Here is a 17,256-nt window from a genome sequence, read left to right as displayed (position 1 = left end):
CTGCCCGCCCGAGGGGTTGCTTCCGGAGGCGGACCCGGTCACCGCCGCAGGGCGCCAGGGGCGCCGGCCGGAACCGCCGGTTGGCGGGGCGGCACCGGCTCCAGCCGGCGGTACGGCTCACCCATCGGCGGCCGAGTATCCACGTCGCCCTTGTTGGGCCAGAACGCCATCGCCCGCTCCGCCTGCGCGGTGATCGTCAACGATGGGTTGACACCCAGGTTGGCCGAGATCGCGGCGCCGTCCACCACGTGCAGCCCCGGATGCCCGAAGACCCGGTGGTACGGGTCGACCACCCCGTCCGCCGAGGAGGCGCCGATCACCGCGCCACCGAGAATGTGCGCGGTCATCGGGATGTCGAACGGCTCGGTCAGCGACCCGCCCGGCACCCCGCCGATCTCCTCGGCGAGCAGCCGGGCCGCCTGGTTACCGGCCGGGATCCAGGTCGGGTTCGGGGCGCCGTGTCCGGGTCCGGAGACCAGCCGCCGGCCGAGCGGGCCGCGCCGGATCCGGGTGGTCAGCGAGTTGTCCGCCGACTGCATCACCAGCGCGATCACCGTCCGCTCCGACCAGCCCCGTACGGACAGCAGCTGGGCCGCCAGCCGGGGCTGCCGGACCAGCGTGCCCAGCCAGCGACGCAGCCGGTGCGGGCCGCCGTCGACCAGCAGGGACTGGAGCAGCCCCATGGCGTTGGAACCACGCCCGTAGCGAACCGGCTCGATATGGGTCTGCGCGTCCGGGTGGAACGAACTGGTGATCGCCACCCCCTCGGTGAAGTCCAGCCCCTCCGACCGGGCCCGGCGGCGGGACACCGACGCGCCGAGGACCGCCTCGGAGTTGGTCCGGGTCAGCTCGCCCAGGCGGGGTGAGAGCCCGGGCAGCGCGCCGGTGGCCCGCATCTCGTGCAGCAGCCGCTGGGTGCCGAGCGCGCCAGCCGCGAGCACCACCTGGTCGGCCTCGAAGACCTGCCGCCGCCGGCGCAGCCAGGCCCCGGTCCGGATGGTCTCCACCCGGTAGCCACCGCCGGGAACGGGCCGGACCGAGGTCACCGTCGTCAACGGGTGCACCCGCGCGCCCAGCCGCTCGGCGAGCCAGAGATAGTTCTTGACCAGGGTGTTCTTCGCCCCGTGCCGACATCCGGTCATACAGGAGCCGCAGTGCGTGCAGCCGGTACGCTCCGGGCCGGCCCCGCCGAAGTACGGGTCGGCGACCCGCTCACCGGGGCGACCGATGTGCACGGCGACCGGAGTCGAACGCACGGTGTGGCCGACTCCCATCCGCGCGGCCACCGCCCGCATCGCCCGGTCCGCGCCGGTCTCCACCGGGTACGTGGTGACCCCGAGCATCCGCTTCGCCTGGTCGTAGTGACCGGCCAGTTCGGCCCGCCAGTCGGTGATGTCCCGCCACTGCGGGTCGTCGTAGAAGGCGTCCAGGGGTTCGTAGAGGGTGTTCGCATAGACCAGGGAACCGCCGCCCACCCCGGCCCCGGAGAGCACCAGCACTCCCCCGCCGGCCTTCCGGTCGGCCGGTCGGAGCAGGCTGATCCGCTGGATGCCGTAGCAGCCCAGCCCGGGTGCCCAGAGGAACCGCCGCAGGCGCCAGGAGGTCTGCGGGAACTCGTGGTCGGCGAACCGCCGGCCCGCCTCCAGCACACCGACGGACCAGCCCTTCTCGGCCAGCCGCAGGGCCGCGACGCTGCCCCCGAAGCCGGAGCCGACGACCAGTACGTCGTACCGCATGCAGGCATCATCTACCGATCGGTAACCCCGACGCCAGGGGCACGTGTCCGGGAATCCCGTTCGTCCCAGTTCGCTCCCAGCCGGCAAACCGGCCCGGGTCCGCAGCGTTCCCGGACCGGCAGCGTGGTGCGCTGCTGACTAACGCGGACGGTCTGGGCGTTCCCGGCCGGAGAGCCACGCGTCGAAGAGGGCGTCGAGCTGCCGGCCGGAGACCCGCTCGGCCAGGAGCACGAAGTCCTCGGTGGTGGCGTTGCCGTCGCGTTTCTCGGCGGCCCAGGTGCGCAACAGACGGAAGAACGCCTCGTCGCCGATGGTCACCCGCAACGCGTGCACGGTCATCGCGCCCCGCTGGTACACCGAGGCGCTGAACAGCTCGTCCGCTCCCGGGTCCCCCGGCGGGACCCGCCAGATCTGCTGCCCGGCGCCGGCGTACGCGGAGTCGAACGCCTGCTGGGCGGTCCCGTCGCCCTGGTGTTCCGCCCAGAGCCACTCGGCGTAGGTGGCGAGGCCCTCGTTGAGCCAGATGTCCTGCCAGCGCTGGAGCGACACGCTGTTGCCGAACCACTGGTGCGCGATCTCGTGGGCCACGATGCCGGTGTTCTCGCCCGCCCGGAAGAACCCGGCGGAGTACACCGGCCGGCTCTGCGTCTCCAGGGCGTACCGGATCCGGCTGTCCGAGACGACCACCCCGCCGTACGCCCCGAACGGGTACGGCCCGAAGACGCTCTCCAGGTAGTCGGCGACCTCGACGGTCCGCTCCATCGACGTGTCGACCGCGCCCCGGGGCACCCGGGTACTCACCGCCGTGACCACCGGCCGGCCCCGGTGCTCGCCCGTCTCCATCCGGTACTCGCCGATCACCAGCGTGCTCAGGTAGCTCGCCATCGGGGTGCGCTCGGCCCACTTCCAGGTGGTCCAGCCGTCGGCGCTGGCCCGACCGGTCGGCACGCCGTTGCTCACCGCGACCAGCCCCTCCGGCACGGTGACCTCGATGTCGTACGTCGCCTTGTCCGAGGGGTGGTCGTTGACCGGAAACCAGGTACTGGCCGACTCCGGTTGACCGAGGGCGATCGCCCCGTCCTCGGTGTGCAGGAACCCGCCCTCGCCGAGGGTCTCGTTCTCCAGCGGCGCGGGCTTGCCGTCGTACCGCACCTCGACCTCGAAGCCGTTGCCGGCGGGCAGGCCGGCGGCGGGGGCGACGGTCAGCTCGGCTCCGCTGTGCTCGTGCGTGGCGGGCGCGCCGTCCACACTCACCGCCCGGACGGTCAGCCCGGCCAGGTCCAGGTTGAACCGGGACAGGTCGGCGGTGGCGGTCGCCCGGACGGTGACCACGCCGTCGAGCTGGTCCCGCGCCGGGTCGTAGCGGACCCGGATCGCGTACTCGCGGACGTCGTAGCCGCCGTTGCCGTAACTGGGGAAGTAGGCGTCCCCCGCCCCGGGCTGACCGGGAGCGAACCTACGGACGGTCGGCGAGGCGGACGACTGTGGGGTGGGCTCCGGCTCGGGCGGGGACGACTCACAGCCGACGGCCAGCAGTCCTGTCACCAGCAGCAGTGCGGCGCGGCGGGCGGCGGTCGTACGCCGTACCTGTGTCATCGCTACCTCCCGAGGACGGCGAAGTGACCGCAGCCAGGCTGGCCTGGCGGTCCGATGATCACATACCGGCCCTGGGGAGCTCCGGGCGGCGGTGCCCATCGACGCGTGGCGTCCAGGCGGCCGGTGGGGCCGTCCGGACGCCACGGGTCGGCGGGGTCAGCGGTCGAGGACCAGACCGACCTTCTGGAACTCCTTCAGGTCGCGGTAGCCGCACTTGGCCATCGCCCGGCGCAGGCCGCCGAAAAGGTTGAGCTGGCCGTCCGGCTCGTCGGCCGGGCCGAACAGCAGCCGCTCCATCGAGCCGAGCGGCTCGCCGGCCACCTCGAACGCGCCCCGGGGCAGGGACGGATGGCTGGCCGCCGAGTGCCACCACGCGCCGCCGGCCGGGGCCTCCTCGCAGAGCGAGAGCGGCTCGCCGAGCATCACCGCGTCCGCGCCGCAGCCCAGCGCCTTGGCGATGTCGCCGGAGGTCTGCACGTCGCCGTCGGCGATCAGGTGCACGTACCGGCCGCCGGTCTCGTCGAGGTAGTCCCGACGGGCCGCCGCCGCGTCCGCGATGGCGGTCGCCATCGGCACCCGGATGCCGAGCACCGACTCGGTGGTCGACCAGCCGTCGCCGCCGATGCCGACGATCACCCCGGCCGCGCCGGTACGCATCAGGTGCAGCGCCGTCTTGTAGTCGGTGCAGCCGCCGACGATCACCGGCAGGTCGAGGTCGGCGATGAACTCCTTGAGGTTCAGCGGCTCGTCGGTGGTGGAGACGTGCTCGGCGGAGACGATGGTGCCCTGGATGACCAGGATGTCGACCCCGGCGTCCAGGATCACCGGGGCCAGCGCCAGGGTGTGCTGCGGCGAGACCCGGACGGCCACCGTGCCGCCCCCGGCCCGCAGTTCCCGGACCCGCTCGGCGATCAGGTCCGGGCGGATCGGCTCGGCGTACACCTCCTGGAGGCGCTTGGTGGCCCGGGCGTCCTCGCCGAGCGCGGCCAGCTCCTCCAGCACCTTGGTCGGGTTCTCGTACCGGGTCCAGAGGCCCTCGACGTTGAGCACGCCCAGCCCGCCGAGCTGGCCGAGCCGGACCGCCGAGGCCGGGCTCATCGTCGCGTCCGACGGGTGCGCGACACAGGGAATGCCGAACGGGTACGCGTCGAGCTGCCAGGCCGTGGAGACGTCGTCGACGTCGCGGGTCCGGCGGCTCGGCACGATGGCGATGTCGTCCAGGTGGTAGCCGCGCTGCGCGGTCTTGCCCAGTCCGATCTCGACCACGTCACGCATGAGGGTCTCCAGTTGTCGAAAGGGGGGTGGGGTCAGCGGGTGTGGTAGTTCGGCGCCTCGACGGTCATCTGGATGTCGTGCGGGTGGCTCTCCTTCAGCCCGGCCGCGGTGATCCGGATGAGCTGGCCCCGCTGGTGCAGCTCGGGGATGCTCTCCGCGCCGGCGTACCCCATCGCCAGCCGCAGGCCACCGATGAGCTGGTGAGCGACCCGGGAGAGCGGCCCCCGGTACGGCACCTGGCCCTCCACGCCCTCCGGGACCAGCTTCTCGTCGCTGGTCACGTCCTGCTGGAAGTAGCGGTCCTTGGAGTACGACTTGGCCTGCCCCCGGGACTGCATCGCACCCAGCGACCCCATCCCCCGGTACGCCTTGAACTGCTTCCCGTTGACGAAGATGAGCTCGCCGGGGCTCTCCTCGCAACCGGCCAGCAGGCTGCCGAGCATCACCGTGTCGGCTCCGGCGACCAGCGCCTTGGCGATGTCGCCGGAGTACTGGATGCCACCGTCACCGATCACCGGCACGCCGGCCGGGCGGGCGGCCCGGGCCGCTTCCATGATCGCGGTGATCTGCGGCACGCCCACGCCGGCGACGATCCGGGTGGTGCAGATCGCACCCGGCCCGACCCCGACCTTGACCCCGTCGGCACCCGCGTCGACCAGCGCCTTCGCTCCGGCGTACGTGGCCACGTTGCCGCCGACGATGTCGGCGGTGGTGTCCTTCTTGAGCTGGCGGACCATCTCCAGCACGGCCCGCTGGTGCCCGTGCGCGGTGTCCACGATCAGCACGTCCACGCCCGCGTCGACCAGCGCCCGGGCGCGCTTGTACGCGTCCTCGCCGACCCCGACGGCGGCGGCGACCCGGAGCCGACCAGCCTCGTCCTTGGTGGCGTTCGGGTACTGCTCGCTCTTGGTGAAGTCCTTGACGGTGATCAGCCCGCGCAGCCGGCCGGAGTCGTCGACGATCGGCAGCTTCTCGACCTTGTGCTGACGCAGCAGGCTCAGCGCCTCGTCCTTGCTGACCCCGACCGGGGCGGTGACCAGCGGGGTACGGGTCATGATCTCCCGGACCGGGGTGCCCGGCTCGGAGACGAACCGCATGTCCCGGTTGGTGACGATGCCGACGAGCTGGCCCTCGGCGTCCACCACCGGCACGCCGGAGATGCGGTACCGCCCGCAGAGCGCGTCGACGTCGCGGAGGGTGTCGTCCGGGCTGGCCGTCACCGGGTTGGTGATCATGCCCGACTCGGAGCGCTTGACCAGGTCGACCTGGAGCGCCTGGTCCTCGACGGAGAGGTTGCGGTGCAGCACGCCGATGCCGCCCTGGCGGGCCATGGCGATCGCCATCCGTGCCTCGGTCACCGTGTCCATCGCGCTGGAGAGCAGCGGTACGGAGAGGGTGACGTTACGGGTCAGCCGGGTGACCGTGTTGACCCGGCTTGGCACCACGTCCGACTCACCGGGCTGGAGCAGCACGTCGTCGAAGGTCAGGCCGAGCGGGATCACCCGCGCCGAACCGGCGGGCAGTTCCGGCAGGTGGCCGCCCAGCTCGCCGGGCTCGGCGCCCGCCGGACGATCGGTGCTGGGCGAAATATCCACGATTGCTCCCCTGAGCTGCTTGAACGGGCTTCGTGAGGTGGTGCGCGGCACCGGAACACGCCGGAGAACTCGGGCGCGTCGCCCCATCGTACCCACTGAGCTGGGCGGCCCCGGGCGGCGCGGCCAGCGGGCGACGGCCTGGGGCAGGCGGGCCGACGGGCTTGGGTCTACGGTGAGGGGGTGCACGACGAGCCCATCGATCCGTTCAACGGCGACCCGGCCGACCCGGCCGCCGGCCTGCACGACCCCGGTGACGACGCCTCGCTCGAACCGCTGACCGACGTCGAGCGGCAGGACGTCCTGGAGGATCTTGCGGACCTGGAGATCTACCAGGCGCTGCTGGCGCCGATCGGCGTCCGTGGGTTGGTGATCGAGTGCGAGGACTGCCGCGAGCCGCACTACTTCGACTGGGACCTGCTCCGGGGCAACCTGCGCCACCTGCTCAGCTCCGGGCGTCCCCGGGTGCACGAGCCGGCCTACGACCCGGATCCCGACCACTACGTCACCTGGGACTACGCGCGCGGCTACGCGGACGGGGTGCACGACACCCTGACCGAGTCCGGCGAGGACGACACCGAACCGGCCACGGACTGACCTGCCGGCGGGCTCTACTGCCCCGGCCGGCCGCGCCGCCGCGGGCGGTTCAGGCGACCAGGCCAGCCCGGAAGCCGGCGGCGACGGCGTGCGCCCGGTCCCGGGCCCCGAGCTTGCGGAAGAGCCGCCGAGCGTGCGTCTTCACGGTGTCCTCGGAGACGAACAGCTCCCGGCCGATCTCGGCGTTGCTCTTCCCCTCCGCCATACCGAGCAGCACCTGGAGTTCCCGCTCGGTCAGTCCGAGCCCGCCCCGGCCGCGTCCGGTTGGCTCGGGTCGGCGGCCCTCCTGCGCCGTCCGGGCGGCCTCCGGCTTCGCGTCCTCGTCCAGCTCGTCGTCACCGCGCTGCACCGGAACCATCGCCGGCCCGCCGCCGGGCGCGTCCTTCCCCGGCCAGTCTCCCGGTGCTGTCGCCGGGGTGCGACCACCCGGCCGGCCGGCCGCGCCGATGACGGCGGTGTCGAGGGCCGGGTCGGCGATCCGGCGGCGGGAGGACCGTCCCGGGGCGGAGAGCAGCAACAACGCCTTGGCGACCGCACTGGTCAGGTCGTGGTCGGTGCCCTGGATCAGGCCGCGCGCCCCGGCGCTGATGGTCGCCGCCGCCGCGCCGGACTCCTCCGCGCCGAGCAGCAGCACCGCCGCCTGGGGAGCGCGGGCCAGGACGCGCCGGACGAATCCGGCGCTGTCCGGTCGGGTCAGGGCGGTGTCGGCGAGCACCACGTCGGGCGGCTGCTCGGCGAGGCGCAGCATCACCTCGGGATCGGAGACGGCGGTACGGACGACGGCGGACAGGCCGAGTCGGGCTGCCGCGGAAGACAGGTACTGCGCCGCCAATGGGGTCCGGACGCAGACGAGAACCGTACGCACAGTGGGGTCTCCTCTCCGTCAGAGAGCAGACCACGGGCGGCTCTGATCATGAGGGGGTTCCGGGCAATTCTCCGAACTTTTCCGACATATGGGGTCTTTGCCGCGAGTTGCCGGAACTTTCTGATCACCTACGTGTGAGGACGCGAGCGACGGGGTATCGGAGGGGCCAGGCCGGACACGGCGCGCTCGCGCGACCCGTCGCCCGGGACCGGCCTTACGGACCATCGCGGCGGTGCCGCGCGGGAGGAGGGGTGCTGATGTCGAACGTACGTAGACTGCCCGGACCCATCGTCGATCTCTGGGACTGGCAGCGGCTCGGTGCCTGCCGGGGCCGCGACAGCGCCCAGTTCTTCCACCCCGACGGCGAGCGCGGCTCCTCCCGCCTGCGCCGCGAGTCCGGGGCCAAGGCGGTCTGCCGGGCCTGCCCGGTGCGCGCCGAGTGTGCCGCGCACGCCCTCGCCGTCCGCGAGCCGTACGGGGTGTGGGGTGGGTTCAGCGAGTCCGAGCGTCTGCGTCTGCTCGCCATCGGCTGGGAGGACCTGGCCGACCGGCGACGCAGCCGGGTGGACGTGGCGCGGCTGGAGTCCCGCCTCGGCCGCCCGCACAAGTCGACCGTGCCCGCCCAGCGCAAGATCGCCTGACACCGGCGACCCACCGACCACCGCTGCCGCGTCCCCCACCCCGGGGGCGCGGCAGTGCGCTGTCCGTTGACCGAAGGCGCCGCAGCACGCGGTCCCGCCGGAGACGCCACAGCGGCGGACCGCCCCACCGGAGACGCGCGCTGCCCACGTGACGACGCCGCAGAGCGCGGTGGTGGGTGTCCCGCTGGAGACGCCGCAGGGCACGCCGTCGCGGTGGACGGCGTGCCCTGGGCCAGCGGGCGCTCCGGGGGAGCGGAACACCCGCCATGGGTGTCGCGGGTGGATCAGAAACCGGGGCCGTGCTGGTGGCTGTGCCCGTGACCGTGGGAGTGGCCGTGGCCACCGGCGGCCGGCTCGGCCTTCTCCGGCTTCTCCACCACCAGGCTCTCGGTGGTGAGCAGCAGGCCGGCGATCGAGGCGGCGTTGGTGACCGCGTTGCGGGTCACCTTCACCGGGTCGAGGATGCCGTTGCCGACCAGGTCGACGTACTGGCCGGTGGCGGCGTCGAGGCCGTGGCCCCACTCCTTGCCGGCGACCTTCTGCACGACGACGTAGCCGTCGTGTCCGGCGTTCTGGGCGATCCAGCGCAGCGGCTCGACCAGCGCCTTGCGCACGATCGAGACGCCGACCTTCTCGTCGCCGGTGAAGCCGAGGTCGTCGTCGAGCACCGGGAGGACCTGCGCGAGGGCGGCACCGCCACCGGGCACCGTACCCTCCTCGACCGCGGCCTTGGTCGCCGCGATGGCGTCCTCGATGCGGTGCTTGCGCTCCTTCATCTCGACCTCGGTCGCCGCGCCCACCTTGATGACCGCGACGCCGCCGGAGAGCTTCGCCAGCCGCTCGGCCAGCTTCTCCCGGTCCCACTCGGAGTCGGTGGCCTCGATCTCCTTGCGGATCTGCGCGACCCGGTCGGCGACCTCGGTGTCCCGGCCACCACCGTCGACGATGGTGGTGTTCTCCTTGTCGACGACCACGCGGCGGGCGGTGCCGAGCGCGTCCAGCCCGATCTGGTCGAGCTTGTAGCCCAGCTCCGGCGCGACCAGCTCGGCGCCGGTCTGGATCGCCATGTCCTGGAGCATCGCCTTGCGCCGGTCACCGAAGCCCGGAGCCTTGACGGCGCAGACCTTGATGGTCTTGCGCAGCGAGTTGACCACCAGCGTGGAGAGCGCCTGACCCTCGACGTCCTCGGCGATGATCAGCAGCGGCTTGCTGTCGGCGAGGACCTTCTCCAGCAGCGGCAGCAGCTCCTCGATCGCGGAGATCTTCTGCGTGGTGATCAGGATGTACGGGTTCTCCAGAACCGCTTCCTGCGACTCGAGGTCGGTGACGAAGTTCGGCGAGATGAAGCCCTTGTCGAACTGGAGACCCTCGGTCACGTCCAGCTCGGTGTGCAGGGCGGAGCCCTCCTCGACGGTGATCACACCGTCCCGGCCGACCTTCTCCATCGCCTCGGCGATCAGGTCGCCGATGGTGGCGTCCTGCGCCGAGATCGTCGCCACGTGGGCGATCGACTTCTTGTCGGCGACCTCGACGGCCCGCTCCAGCAGCGCTTCGGAGACCTTGGCCGCCGCCGCGTCGACGCCGCGCTTGAGCCCGGCCGGGTTGGCCCCGGCGGTCACGTTGCGCAGGCCCTCGCGGACCATGGCCTGGGCGAGCACGGTGGCGGTGGTGGTCCCGTCGCCGGCGACGTCGTTGGTCTTGGTCGCCACCTCCTTGACGAGCTGCGCGCCAAGGTTCTCGTACGGGTTGGTGAGCTCGATCTCCTTGGCGATGGTGACCCCATCGTTGGTGATCGTCGGCGCACCGAATTTCTTGTCCAGGACGACGTTACGCCCGCGCGGGCCGAGGGTGACCTTGACCGCGTCCGCGAGGGCGTTGACACCGTGCTCGAGCAGGTGCCGGGCGTCATCCGAGAAGCTCAGGATCTTCGCCATGGATATCCCTTCGAAGCGTTGCTGCCCCGGCCCGGCGAGCCGGACCGGGGCAGCGACACTGATCGGTTGCTTACTTCTCGATGACCGCGAGGACGTCGCGGGCGGAGAGCACCAGGTACTCCTCGCCGGCGTACTTGACCTCGGTGCCGCCGTACTTCGAGTAGATGACGGTGTCGCCGACCTGCACGTCAACCGGGATCCGGTTGCCCTTGTCGTCGACGCGGCCCGGGCCGACAGCGAGGACGGTGCCCTCCTGCGGCTTCTCCTTGGCGGTGTCGGGGATCACGATGCCCGACGCCGTGGTGGTCTCAGCCTCGTTCGCCTGGACCAGGATCCGGTCCTCGAGCGGCTTGATCGCAACCTTGGTCGCGGTAGTCACGGGCATACCCTCCTGGGGTACTGGTTTCGTTACCGGTCGGCGGGGCCGGCCAGTGTCAATCTGCCACATGCCACCGGGCGGGGCCGTCGTCGCGGGTGCCGGTCCGCCTGGCGTTGAACCTCCGGGGCGAGCCCGGAAGCTGGCACCCTCGATGGGAGAGTGCTAATCGCAGATTAGGCCCGCCGCTAGCACTCCGTCAAGGAGAGTGCCAACGACGGCCAGTGTGTCGCACCCGACGGCGAGCCGGGCAGGCGCCCGCCGCCCGGCCGCGGGCCCCACGACCAGGTCGACAATCAAGTAGTCGACACATCGACACAGGCCTACCGACGCCCCCCTACGCTGAGCCGGTGCGGAGGACACGCTGAGCACCACCCGGGCCGACCCCGGGCCGCGCCGAACGGGTCCGGGACTGGCGCTCACCGCCGGGGCCGCGTGCGCGCTCGCCGCCGCCGGCATGGCGGTCTCGGCCCCGGTCGCCCCGCCGGGCTGGAGCACGACCGCGTTACGCAGCTTCGGGCTGCTCACCATCGTCGCCGGACTGGCCGTGCACACCTGGTCGCGGGTCCCCTGGATCGGCTGGTTCATGGTCCTCGCCGGGGGCCTGTACCACCTCGGGGACTTCCGGGCCAGCGGCGAGCCCGCGCTCTTCGCGGCCGGGTTCTGCCTCGCGTACGCCTGGACCTCGGTGCTGACCCACATCGCGCTCGCCGTGCCGACCGGCCGGACCCGCGGCCACCTGGACCGAATCCTGGTGGCCGGCTCCTATCTGGCCTCCATCGGCACCCAGGTGGGCCGCTACCTGGCAGAACACCCCCGACCTCCGCTCTGGTGGCACAGCCTCCCGCCGGCGGACTCGACCTGGGCCGACGTGGGCAGCATCGTCTTCGCCAGCTACACGGTCGTCGTCCTGGCGGTGGTGCTCCGACGCTGGCTCACCTCCTCCCGGGCACGCCGCCGGCCCGCCGGACCGCTCTGGGCGGCCATCGTGGTGGTGGGACTGGCCAGCCTGGCGGCGGCAGCGGCGGCGCTGGTGGAGGCACCGGCCGGCGTCTACACCGGCACCCTGGTGACCGCCCTCGTGGTCGACCTGCTGATCATTCCCCTCGTGGTGCTCGCCCGCCGGCTCCGGTCCGGCCTGGCCCAGGGCCAGGCCACGCGCACGCTGCTGGAGCTCGAACGACCCGGCGCCGAACTCCCGAACCCGGCGGAACTGGAACGGGCGCTCGCCGAGGCGGTGGGCGACCCGACCCTCGCCATCACCTACCCGGCGCCCGACGGCTCCTGTCCCGACATCCGGGGCCGGCCCGTCGCCGAGGGCCCCGACACCCCCGGGCGAACGGTCAGCCCGATGCTGAGCCGCGGAGTCCCCGTCGCCTGGGTCGAACACGACGAACTCCTCGGCGAGCAGCGGGAGGTCACCGAGGCCGCCTTCGGCCTGGCCGCGCTGGCGATCGAGAACGCCCGACTGCACCGGGCCCAGCAGCGGCAGATCGAGGAACTGCGCCGGTCCCGGCTCCGGGTGTCGACCGCGGCGTTCGAGGAACGCCAGCGCATCCAGCGCGACCTGCACGACGGCACCCAACAGCGGTTGTACGCGGTCCTGCTGCTGCTGGACACGCTGCGCGCACCGGGACCGGCCGGGGCCGACCGGATCAGCGGCACCGCCGACCGGGCGCACCTGCTGCTCCGCGACGCCATCGCCGGCCTGCGGGACCTGACCCGGGGCATGTACCCGGCGGCACTGCTCGGACACGGCCTCGCCGCGGCGGTCGGGCAACTGGTGGAGATCGCGCCGGTGCCGATCGAGGTACGGATACCCGCCGAGCGGTGGCCGTCCCACGTCGAGCTCACCGCCTACTTCTTCATCGCCGAAGGGCTGGCCAACACGTACAAGCACGCGCGGGCGGACCGGGCGAGCGTGACCGTACGACGGGTCGGCGCCACCCTCACGGTCGACGTCTGCGACGACGGCCGGGGCGGCGCCACGCCCCGACCCGGCTCCGGCCTGACCGGTCTGCTCGACCGGGTCGCGGCGGCCGGCGGTGCCATGACCATCGACAGTCCGCCGGCCGGTGGCACCCGACTGTCGGCCAACCTGCGCCTGGAGGACCCGTGCGAATAGTCCTCGTCGAGGACCAACCACTCCTCCGCGACGTCCTGGCCGAGGCGCTGACCGCCCGCGGCCTGCACGTCGTCGGCACCGCCGGGGACGCCGCCACGGCGCTGCTCCTGGCCGAGCGGCTGTCTCCGGAGGTGATGCTCCTGGACATCCGGCTCCCGCCGACCTTCCTCGACGAGGGGCTGCGGGTCGCCGAGGAGGTGCGCCGCCGGCATCCGGGGGTCGCCCTGCTCGTGCTCTCGTCGTACGCCGAGGTCGCGTTCGCGTCCCGGCTGCTGAGTATGGAGGCGGACACCCGTTCGGTGGGCTACCTGCTCAAGGACCGGGTCGGGGAGATCGCCGAACTGGTGGCCGCGATCCGCCGGGTGGCCGCCGGCGAGGTGGTGATCGACCGCCACCTGATCCAGCGGCTGATGGTGCGGCCCCGGATCGACAACCCGCTCGACCGGCTGAGTCCGCACGAACGGCGGATCCTGGCGCTGGTCGCCGAGGGCCGGTCCAACCTGGGCATCGCGGAGCAGATGGAGTGCCAGGTCAGCACGGTGGAGAAACACCTGTCCACCATCACCGGCAAACTCCGGCTCACCCCACCCGACGCTCGGACCCGGCGGGGGGTGAACGTCCGGGTCCTGGCCACGTTGGCGTTCCTGACCGGGGTGAACAGCACCAGCGGTTGACCGGTCGGTTCGGGCTGGGGAGCAGTGCCCGCGGACGTCCACCCGGTTTTCCGACCCGTCCGGTCCGGTCAACCGGGAGCGGACGGGTCCGGCTAGCCGGATGCCCCCCAGGTGGCGGGTCGCGGATCGTTGTTCCTGCCCGACACCACCGAGAGGAAACGATCAATGCGTACCCGAATCAGTCGCCTCCGGGCCGCCGCCCTGCTGATCACCGCCACACTCCTGGCCACGCTGGGCGTGACCGTGATCGCCAGCCCCGCCAGCGCCGGTCCGATCGCCTGCAACAGGCTGAGCTATCTCAACTTCTACTTCCGCACCGGTGGGGACGACCTGCGCGGGAACTCGGAGGTCATCCCGTACCTGATCACCACCAGCGGCGACGTCGAGCTGCAGCACGTCTGGGGAGGTTTCGGCGGCGAGACCACCAACTTCCGGACCCTCCGGTTCCTGGATCCGGGCGCCTCGGTGAACGCCTGCTCGGTCACCGGTCTCCGGCTGCGCATGGTCAGCCACCCGTCGTGGCCCGAGACCACCGACAACTGGAACATGGACACGGTCTCGTTCTACGGCTACTCGGCCACCAACGTCTACAGCTACCACTTCTACGCGCCGTCGTTCTTCCGGTTCACCGGCTCCCAGCAGTGGTGGCCGGCGGCACCCTGATCTGACCACCGGACGACCGGGACCGGCGCGCTCGCGTCGGTCCCCTCCGTTCGTGGTCGGGGCGAGGACCGACAATGGGCCGGTGGATCTCGACCAGTTCGCCGCGCTGCGTACCGCCGAGGGGTCGGCCGCGCTCGACGCGGCGACGCGGGTGACCGGCGGCGACCCGCTGACCGCGGCGGCGGCGCTCCGTACGGCCGGTGTGCCCGCCGGGTTGGCTGCCGCCGCGCTCACCCAGGCCGAGCTGCGGCGACGCGCGACCGGCAAGTTCGGCCCGGAGGCGGCCGGGATGTTCCTCACCCGCGCCGGGTTGGAGCAGGCGACCCGGCGGGTGGTGACCGACCGGCGCGCGGCCCGGTTGCGCGCCGCCGGGGTCCGCACGCTCGCCGACCTGGGTTGCGGTCTCGGCGCCGACGCGCTCGCCGCCGCCCGGGCCGGCATCCGGGTGTACGGGGTCGAGGCCGACCCGCTGACCGCCGCGATGGCCGCCGCGAACGCCGAAGCCGCCGGACTGGCCGAGATGTTCACCGTGGAACACGGCGACGCCACCGCGTTCGACGTGTCCCGGGTCGACGGGGTCTTCTGCGACCCGGCCCGCCGCAGCACCGGCACCGGCCGGCGGATCTTCGACCCGAAGGCGTACTCGCCGCCCTGGGATTTCGTGACCGCCCTCGCCGAACGGGTGCCGCACGCGGTGGTCAAGGTGGCCCCCGGCCTGGACCACGCGTTGATCCCGTCCGGCGCGGAGGCCGAGTGGGTCAGCGTCGACGGCGACCTGGTGGAGGCGGCCCTCTGGTGCGGCCGGCTGGCCGACGTCCCCCGCCGCGCGACCGTGCTGCGCGGCACGCGGGTGCACCAGCTCACCGGCTCCGGTGCCGTCGAGGCCCCGGTCGGGCCGGTCCGGCGGTTCCTGTACGACCCGGACCCGGCGGTGGTCCGCGCGCACCTGGTCGCCGAGCTCGCCACCACCCTGGACGCGACGATCGCCGACCCGAGCATCGCCTACCTGTACGCCGACTCCCCCGCCGGTACGCCCTTCGCCCGTTGCCTGGAGGTCACCGACGTGCTGCCGTTCTCCCTGAAACGGCTGCGCGCCCTGCTACGCGAACGCCGGGTGGGCCGGGTGGAGATCCTCAAGCGCGGCTCGGCGCTGGAACCCGAGCGCCTCCGCCGCGACCTGAGGCTCTCCGGCGACCAGGCGGCGAGCGTGGTCCTCACCCGAATCGCCGCCGCCCCCACCGTGCTCCTCTGCCACCCCGCTGGCTGACCACCCTGGCTCGTCCCGGTGGCTGGCCACCCCCTGGCTCGCCCCGCCCAGTCGCCCCGAGGTTAGGTTGGTGGTGTGGGGGGACGGGGGACGCCGGCGACCGGGCTGCTGGTGAAGCGCGGGGTGGCGCACAGCGTCCACCCGTACGACGTTTCGCCGGACACCCCGAACTACGGGGCCGAGGTCGCCGCGGCGCTCGGTGTGCCGGCCGACCGGGTCTTCAAGACCCTGGTGACCGAGGTGGACGGCGAGTTGACCGTGGCGGTCGTCCCGGTCACCGGCGAGTTGGACCTGAAGGCCCTCGCCAGCGCGGCCGGCGGGAAGCGGGCGGTCCTCGCCGACCGGGTCGTCGCCGAGCGCGCCACCGGCTACGTACGGGGCGGCATCAGCCCGTTGGGCCAGCGCAGGCGGCTGCCGACGGTGCTGGACGACTCGGCCCCGGGCCTGCCGACCATCTACGTCTCGGCCGGGCGGCGCGGGCTTCAGCTCCAGCTCGCCCCAGCCGACCTGGTCGCGCTGACCGGGGCCATCACCGCACCCATCGCCACCCGCTGAGCGACGGCTCGGCGGGCCGACGTCCGGTCGGCGAAACGTTGATCAACTTCGTTCGGTGATCCACCGACACGGGCGCGCGACCTGCACGTTTCGGCAGCGTTGCCGAATTGTTACCGCAGCCAACAAATCCAACCCATCGACAGTCTTGCGCTCGAAGTGTGACGGGGAATACGTTGCCGGACACAACAAAACGACACACCCCCACCCCGAAAGGAACCCCGCACATGCGCAGAGGGATCCTCACCATCGCGACCGTGGGCCTACTCGTCACCGGTGGCGTGGCCGCCTGCGGCGACGACTCGGGCACCGACAACGACGCCGGCTCGGACAAGAAGCCCAAGATCGGTGTGATCCTGCCGGACAGCAAGTCCTCCGGCCGGTGGGAGAACGCGGACCGCAAGTTCCTGGAGGCGGCCTTCAAGGCAGCCGGTGTCGACTACGACATCCAGAACGCCCAGGACGACAAGAACCAGTTCCAGACGCTCGCCGACCAGATGATCACCGGCGGGGTGACCGCCCTGATGATCGTCAACCTGGACTCCGGCACCGGCAAGGCCGTGCTGGAGAGGGCGAAGTCGCAGGGTGTGGCGACCATCGACTACGACCGGCTCACCCTGGGCGGCAGCGCCGAGTACTACGTCAGCTTCGACAACGAGGCGGTCGGCAAGCTCCAGGGCGAGGGCCTGGTGAAGTGCCTGACCGACAAGGGTGTCCAGAACCCGGTGGTCGCGTACCTGAACGGTTCCCCCACCGACAACAACGCCACCCTGTTCAAGAACGGCTACGACTCGGTGCTCAAGCCGAAGTTCGACTCGAACGAGTACGTCAAGGGACCGGAGCAGTCCGTCCCGGCCTGGGACAACGCCCAGGGCGCCACCCTGTTCGAGCAGATGCTGACCCAGACCGGCGGCAAGATCGACGGGGTGCTGGCCGCGAACGACGGCCTCGGCAACGCGGCCATCTCGGTGCTCAAGAAGAACAAGCTCAACGGCAAGGTCCCGGTGACCGGGCAGGACGCCGACCTCCAGGGCCTGCAGAACATCCTCGCCGGTGACCAGTGCATGACCGTCTACAAGGCGATCAAGCAGGAGGCCGACGCCGCCGCCGAGCTGGCCATCGGGTTGGCCAAGGGCGAGCGGAAGGAGACCGGGCAGACGGTGAAGGACCCGGAGAGCGGCCGGGACGTGCCGTCGGTCCTGCTCACCCCGAAGCTGATCTACAAGGAGAACGTCAAGGACGTGATCGCGGACGGCTTCGTCACCAAGGAGGCGCTCTGCACCGCGCAGTACGCCAAGCTCTGCGCCGAGGCCGGGATCAGCTGAGCCGTACCGGTTTCCGGTGCCCCCACCGGAGCGCGGGC

General features: G+C 72.2%; 14 protein-coding genes and 2 pseudogenes. 8 read left to right on the top strand and 8 right to left on the bottom strand.

Features of this window, described 5'->3' with window-relative positions; genetic code table 11:
- Positions 1–38 precede the first annotated feature (38 nt).
- The 4 genes from GA0074692_RS29730 to guaB all read right to left on the bottom strand — a co-directional run bounded on the left by GA0074692_RS29730 (position 39) and on the right by guaB (position 6,202).
- Entirely contained in the window at positions 39–1,736 is a 1,698-nt protein-coding gene (locus GA0074692_RS29730; protein ID WP_091650482.1) for an FAD-dependent oxidoreductase, read from the bottom strand.
- Positions 1,737–1,874: 138 nt separating this feature from the next.
- Complete coding sequence (locus GA0074692_RS29725; RefSeq protein ID WP_091650480.1) at positions 1,875–3,332, bottom strand: M1 family metallopeptidase; 1,458 nt, start codon at positions 3,330–3,332, stop codon at positions 1,875–1,877.
- A gap of 156 nt (positions 3,333–3,488) precedes the next feature.
- A complete protein-coding gene (locus GA0074692_RS29720; protein WP_091650477.1) occupies positions 3,489–4,607 on the bottom strand; it encodes a GuaB3 family IMP dehydrogenase-related protein in 1,119 nt (372 codons plus the stop codon).
- A gap of 32 nt (positions 4,608–4,639) precedes the next feature.
- Entirely contained in the window at positions 4,640–6,202 is a 1,563-nt protein-coding gene (guaB, locus tag GA0074692_RS29715; RefSeq protein ID WP_091650474.1) for an IMP dehydrogenase, read from the bottom strand.
- Between the two features lie 180 nt (positions 6,203–6,382).
- On the opposite strand from guaB, the gene GA0074692_RS29710 reads away from it, so the two are divergent.
- Positions 6,383–6,796: a DUF5319 domain-containing protein gene (locus tag GA0074692_RS29710; RefSeq protein WP_091650471.1), complete on the top strand. Its 414-nt coding sequence runs from the start codon at positions 6,383–6,385 to the stop codon at positions 6,794–6,796.
- Positions 6,797–6,845: 49 nt separating this feature from the next.
- On the opposite strand, the pseudogene GA0074692_RS37060 reads toward GA0074692_RS29710, so the two are convergent.
- Both GA0074692_RS37060 and GA0074692_RS29705 read right to left on the bottom strand, forming a co-directional pair.
- Positions 6,846–7,040 (bottom strand): annotated as a pseudogene (locus GA0074692_RS37060) (response regulator transcription factor); the annotation flags it as partial.
- Between the two features lie 77 nt (positions 7,041–7,117).
- Positions 7,118–7,661: pseudogene (locus GA0074692_RS29705) on the bottom strand (helix-turn-helix transcriptional regulator); the annotation flags it as partial.
- A gap of 257 nt (positions 7,662–7,918) precedes the next feature.
- Between GA0074692_RS29705 and GA0074692_RS29700 the strand changes: the two are divergent.
- Entirely contained in the window at positions 7,919–8,302 is a 384-nt protein-coding gene (locus GA0074692_RS29700; RefSeq protein WP_091654280.1) for a WhiB family transcriptional regulator, read from the top strand.
- Between the two features lie 284 nt (positions 8,303–8,586).
- Here the strand turns inward: GA0074692_RS29700 and groL are convergent, their stop codons facing one another.
- On the bottom strand, positions 8,587–10,236 hold the full coding sequence (gene groL / locus GA0074692_RS29695; protein WP_091650464.1) for a chaperonin GroEL: 1,650 nt from the start codon (positions 10,234–10,236) through the stop codon (positions 8,587–8,589).
- 70 nt (positions 10,237–10,306) lie between these two features.
- Complete coding sequence (groES, locus tag GA0074692_RS29690; RefSeq protein ID WP_088976050.1) at positions 10,307–10,621, bottom strand: co-chaperone GroES; 315 nt, start codon at positions 10,619–10,621, stop codon at positions 10,307–10,309.
- Between the two features lie 448 nt (positions 10,622–11,069).
- Here groES and GA0074692_RS29680 point away from each other — a divergent pair, with 448 nt between their 5' ends.
- The 6 genes from GA0074692_RS29680 to GA0074692_RS29655 all read left to right on the top strand — a co-directional run bounded on the left by GA0074692_RS29680 (position 11,070) and on the right by GA0074692_RS29655 (position 17,218).
- Positions 11,070–12,737 (top strand): sensor histidine kinase, encoded by a 1,668-nt coding sequence (locus GA0074692_RS29680; protein WP_091650458.1) that lies wholly within the window; start codon positions 11,070–11,072, stop codon positions 12,735–12,737.
- Complete coding sequence (locus tag GA0074692_RS29675; protein ID WP_091650455.1) at positions 12,728–13,411, top strand: response regulator; 684 nt, start codon at positions 12,728–12,730, stop codon at positions 13,409–13,411. The genes GA0074692_RS29680 and GA0074692_RS29675 overlap by 10 nt, the downstream gene beginning before the upstream one ends.
- Before the next feature lie 165 nt (positions 13,412–13,576).
- A complete protein-coding gene (locus tag GA0074692_RS29670) occupies positions 13,577–14,074 on the top strand; it encodes a hypothetical protein (protein ID WP_091650453.1) in 498 nt (165 codons plus the stop codon).
- 82 nt (positions 14,075–14,156) lie between these two features.
- Entirely contained in the window at positions 14,157–15,341 is a 1,185-nt protein-coding gene (locus GA0074692_RS29665) for a THUMP-like domain-containing protein (protein ID WP_091650450.1), read from the top strand.
- A 75-nt stretch (positions 15,342–15,416) separates the two neighbouring features.
- Positions 15,417–15,896, top strand: a complete 480-nt coding sequence (ybaK, locus tag GA0074692_RS29660; RefSeq protein ID WP_091650445.1) for a Cys-tRNA(Pro) deacylase — start codon at positions 15,417–15,419, stop codon at positions 15,894–15,896.
- Between the two features lie 224 nt (positions 15,897–16,120).
- Positions 16,121–17,218, top strand: coding sequence for a sugar ABC transporter substrate-binding protein (locus GA0074692_RS29655; protein ID WP_091650442.1), 1,098 nt, complete (start codon positions 16,121–16,123; stop codon positions 17,216–17,218).
- Positions 17,219–17,256 lie beyond the last annotated feature (38 nt).

It is taken from the genome of Micromonospora pallida, assembly GCF_900090325.1.
GTDB lineage: Bacteria > Actinomycetota > Actinomycetes > Mycobacteriales > Micromonosporaceae > Micromonospora > Micromonospora pallida.
This window is presented reverse-complemented; position numbering and strand designations above follow the sequence as displayed.

Bases quoted from the DNA above. Each gene is read 5' to 3' on its own strand.
- GA0074692_RS29730 (WP_091650482.1), bottom strand. From the start codon at position 1,736: ATGCGGTACGACGTACTGGTCGTCGGCTCCGGCTTCGGGGGCAGCGTC.
- GA0074692_RS29725 (WP_091650480.1), bottom strand. From the start codon at position 3,332: ATGACACAGGTACGGCGTACGACCGCCGCCCGCCGCGCCGCACTGCTG.
- GA0074692_RS29720 (WP_091650477.1), bottom strand. From the start codon at position 4,607: ATGCGTGACGTGGTCGAGATCGGACTGGGCAAGACCGCGCAGCGCGGC.
- GA0074692_RS29700 (WP_091654280.1), top strand. From the start codon at position 7,919: ATGTCGAACGTACGTAGACTGCCCGGACCCATCGTCGATCTCTGGGAC.
- groL (WP_091650464.1), bottom strand. From the start codon at position 10,236: ATGGCGAAGATCCTGAGCTTCTCGGATGACGCCCGGCACCTGCTCGAG.
- groES (WP_088976050.1), bottom strand. From the start codon at position 10,621: ATGCCCGTGACTACCGCGACCAAGGTTGCGATCAAGCCGCTCGAGGAC.
- GA0074692_RS29680 (WP_091650458.1), top strand. From the start codon at position 11,070: ATGGCGGTCTCGGCCCCGGTCGCCCCGCCGGGCTGGAGCACGACCGCG.
- GA0074692_RS29670 (WP_091650453.1), top strand. From the start codon at position 13,577: ATGCGTACCCGAATCAGTCGCCTCCGGGCCGCCGCCCTGCTGATCACC.
- GA0074692_RS29655 (WP_091650442.1), top strand. From the start codon at position 16,121: ATGCGCAGAGGGATCCTCACCATCGCGACCGTGGGCCTACTCGTCACC.